This is a genomic window from Halorubrum yunnanense (genome assembly GCF_026586675.1).
In the GTDB taxonomy this organism is placed as follows: domain Archaea; phylum Halobacteriota; class Halobacteria; order Halobacteriales; family Haloferacaceae; genus Halorubrum; species Halorubrum yunnanense.
In genome coordinates this window covers 1-2,769 of sequence record NZ_JAODIX010000040.1, presented here as the reverse complement: position 1 = coordinate 2,769, position 2,769 = coordinate 1, and the positions used below count along the sequence as shown (strand labels likewise).

Here is a 2,769-nt window from a genome sequence, read left to right as displayed (position 1 = left end):
CGGTCGTTTTCGGGCATAGACACTTTGAAAACGCACCGCCTCACCTTTCAATCCTTATCTGAACACCGCCTCAGACGCCCCCGTGGCGTTTAAGACCGTTGCCCCGGACGATGAGTACATGGTAGACATCCTCGCGGAGAACCTCTCCGGGAAGGCGGTGATGAGCTCCGACGGCACGGAGCTCGGCGACCTGTACAACATCACGATGGACCTGAAGTCGGGCGAGCTGAACGACCTGCTCGTCAGCCCGCACGAGCACCTCAGCGCCGACCGGTCGGGCTTCGACGTCGACGAGACAGGCCGACTCAAGGTACCGGTCGGGAACGTGCAGGCGGTGAAAGACTACATCGTCGTCGCCCGCTGATGGAAGTCCTGGACACCTCGGCGTTCATCCACGAGTACACCACCGAGGACGATCTCGTCTCGGTGCCCGAAGTGCACGAGGAGCTCACCGGCGAGGGGGCGCTCCGCTTCGACGCGATGGAGGGGTCGGGGATGACGATCCACGTCCCGGCCCCGGAGGTGATCGACAACGTCCGGCGCGCCGCCCGCGGTTCCGGCGACGACGCGGAGCTGTCCGACACCGACACCCGCCTGATCGCGACCGCGCTGGAGCTGAGCGCGACGCTCGTCACCGACGACTACGCGATGCAGAACGTCGCCGAGCGGCTCGACCTGACCGTCGAGCCCATCGCCAGAGACGGGATCTCGGAGGAGCGCGAGTGGCGCTTCCAGTGCGTTGGCTGTAACCGCACGTTCGACGAGAACAGGGAGCGGTGCCCGATCTGCGGGAGCGACCTGACGCGGAAGAACCCGGCCTGAGCCGTCCGACGGTTCCGCGCGACCGCTTCAACCGATCCCGCGTGACGGTCCGTCGCAACCGATCGACCGATTGAACAGAGGACCCGCCGATCGCCAGGCCTGAGCGCCTTCGAGAACGTCTCGCCTGACGCGCTCCGAGCCGGTCGGGCGGACGCGATGAACGACGCGGTCGTGACCGCGCTGGCCGTCCACCCCCTCGACGGGATGGAGACCGAGTACCCGCACTACCAGGGGACGGTGGAGGGCCCGGCGGGGGCCCGGCTTCGGGAGCCGCTGGACGCCGCGGCGCGCCGCCACGCCGAGGCGGGGGCCGCGCGGGCGTGCTCACGGACGACTACGCGGGCTCGCACTGGCTCTCCTCGTTCGCGCCGTACCTGTTGACGCGGAGCGAGGGCGGGATCGCGCCGGGCGCCGATTGGTCCGATCGCTACCGCTCTTGGCCGTCGCCGTCGGCCGAGCCGGCCGCGTCGCGGTCGGCGATCCCGAGCGAGTCGTCGGAGAGGTCGCTGCCGTCGAGGTGGGGGATGCGCTCGCGGAGCCGCCCGGCGACGGCCCGGGCCTCGGCGAGTTCCACCTCGGCGACGGCTCGGACGAGCGCGGCGGCCCGCTCCGCGCGGGCGCGCTGCCAGGACTCCTCTCGGGACTGGTAGGTCCGAATGGCGCGGAGGAACTCCCGCTGGGAGAATTCGGGCCAGTAGGGCGCACAGAAGTAGACGGCGGCCTCGTTGCCGTTCGCGTGCCACGGGAGGAAGTTGGAGGTGCGCTCGTCGCCCCCGGTCCGGACGATGAGGTCGACGTCGCGGACCGGCCGGTCGTACAGCCGGTCCTCGACCGCCGCGACGTCGACGTCGTCGGGGTCCGGGTCGCCGGCGTCGACGTCGGCGGCGATCGTCCGGGCGGCGTCGAGCAGCTCCGTCCGGCCGCCGTACGCGAGCGCGACGTTCAGCGTGAAGCTGTCGTTGTCTGTGGTGCGGGATTCGGCGTAGTCGACCGCGTCGCGGACGCGGGGCGGGAGCCGGGCGACGTCGCCGATGGCGCGGACGCGGACCCCCTGCTCGTGGACGCGGTCGGCGTCGGCGAACTCCCGGAGCTTGCGCTCCAGCAGGTCGAAGAGGGGCCTCAGCTCCTCGTCGGGGCGGTCGAAGTTCTCCGTCGAGAAGGCGTACAGCGTGAGCTCCGCGACGCCGAGGTCGGCGCACCAGTCGAGTACGCGCTCGGTGGTGTCGGCGCCGGCGCGGTGCCCGTCGGGCGCGTCGTCGCCGCGCTCGCGGGCGTACCGCCGATTCCCATCCTGAATGATCGCGACGTGGGCCGGCACGTCGTCGATTTCGCGGCGCAGGTGTCGGCGGTAGGCGCGTTCGCCGAGAGCGCGGAGCCGATCCAACATACACCGGAACTGACATCACCGAGGGATATGTACTTTTACCCTCGGACCCGCCAAATCGGGCCCGATGGACGCCGCCTACGTCTTCGCCGTCACGTTCCGGCTCGACCCGGACGGGGCGGCGGTCGACCCCGGCCGGTTCGAGACGACGATGGAGGTCCCCGCGAGCGAGCCCGGGACCGACGGGTGGCTCTTCTTCCGCGACCGCCTCTGGCGCGGCGAAATCGGCGACGAGCCGTCGTTTCGGACCCTCGCGAGCGATCGCCTCGGCGTCGAGGTCGTCGGGGCGTCCTTCCGCGAGCTCCGGACCGACCGCGAACACCTCGACGCGCTGCGCGCGGCGATCGCCGCGAACCTCGCCCGTTTCAACGCCGACTCGGTCGACGACGCGCTTCGCAAGTACCTCGGGTCGTCGGTCCACGTGCGAGAGGGCTGACCCCGTTCGACGGGGGCGCTCGCGCGGTGAAACCCCCTGACGAGCCGATAACGATTTTTGACATCCTCCTCCGGGTAAACGCGGAGGAATCCCGAGCGGTGGGAGTTTCAGGTCTGTAGTCCAATCA

4 protein-coding genes and 1 pseudogene are annotated in these 2,769 nt (G+C 70.1%); 4 read left to right on the top strand and 1 reads right to left on the bottom strand.

Annotation, left to right across the window (positions count from 1 at the left end; translation table 11 throughout):
- Positions 1 to 118 precede the first annotated feature (118 nt).
- From N5096_RS10920 to N5096_RS16360, 3 genes and pseudogenes are all read left to right on the top strand, one after another.
- Positions 119 to 364 (top strand): PRC-barrel domain-containing protein, encoded by a 246-nt coding sequence (locus N5096_RS10920; protein ID WP_267664678.1) that lies wholly within the window; start codon positions 119 to 121, stop codon positions 362 to 364.
- Positions 364 to 822, top strand: coding sequence for an NOB1 family endonuclease (locus N5096_RS10915; RefSeq protein WP_267664677.1), 459 nt, complete (start codon positions 364 to 366; stop codon positions 820 to 822). The genes N5096_RS10920 and N5096_RS10915 overlap by 1 nt, the downstream gene beginning before the upstream one ends.
- A gap of 231 nt (positions 823 to 1,053) precedes the next feature.
- Positions 1,054 to 1,235 (top strand): annotated as a pseudogene (locus N5096_RS16360) (DUF2891 family protein); the annotation flags it as partial.
- 14 nt (positions 1,236 to 1,249) lie between these two features.
- On the opposite strand, the gene uppS reads toward N5096_RS16360, so the two are convergent.
- The gene (uppS, locus tag N5096_RS10905; protein WP_267664675.1) at positions 1,250 to 2,209 is read right to left on the bottom strand and encodes a polyprenyl diphosphate synthase; all 960 of its coding nucleotides are present in this window, start codon (positions 2,207 to 2,209) and stop codon (positions 1,250 to 1,252) included.
- Positions 2,210 to 2,273: 64 nt separating this feature from the next.
- Between uppS and lwrS the strand changes: the two genes are divergently transcribed.
- A complete protein-coding gene (gene lwrS / locus N5096_RS10900; RefSeq protein ID WP_267664674.1) occupies positions 2,274 to 2,642 on the top strand; it encodes an LWR-salt protein in 369 nt (122 codons plus the stop codon).
- The last annotated feature ends 127 nt before the right edge of the window (positions 2,643 to 2,769 follow it).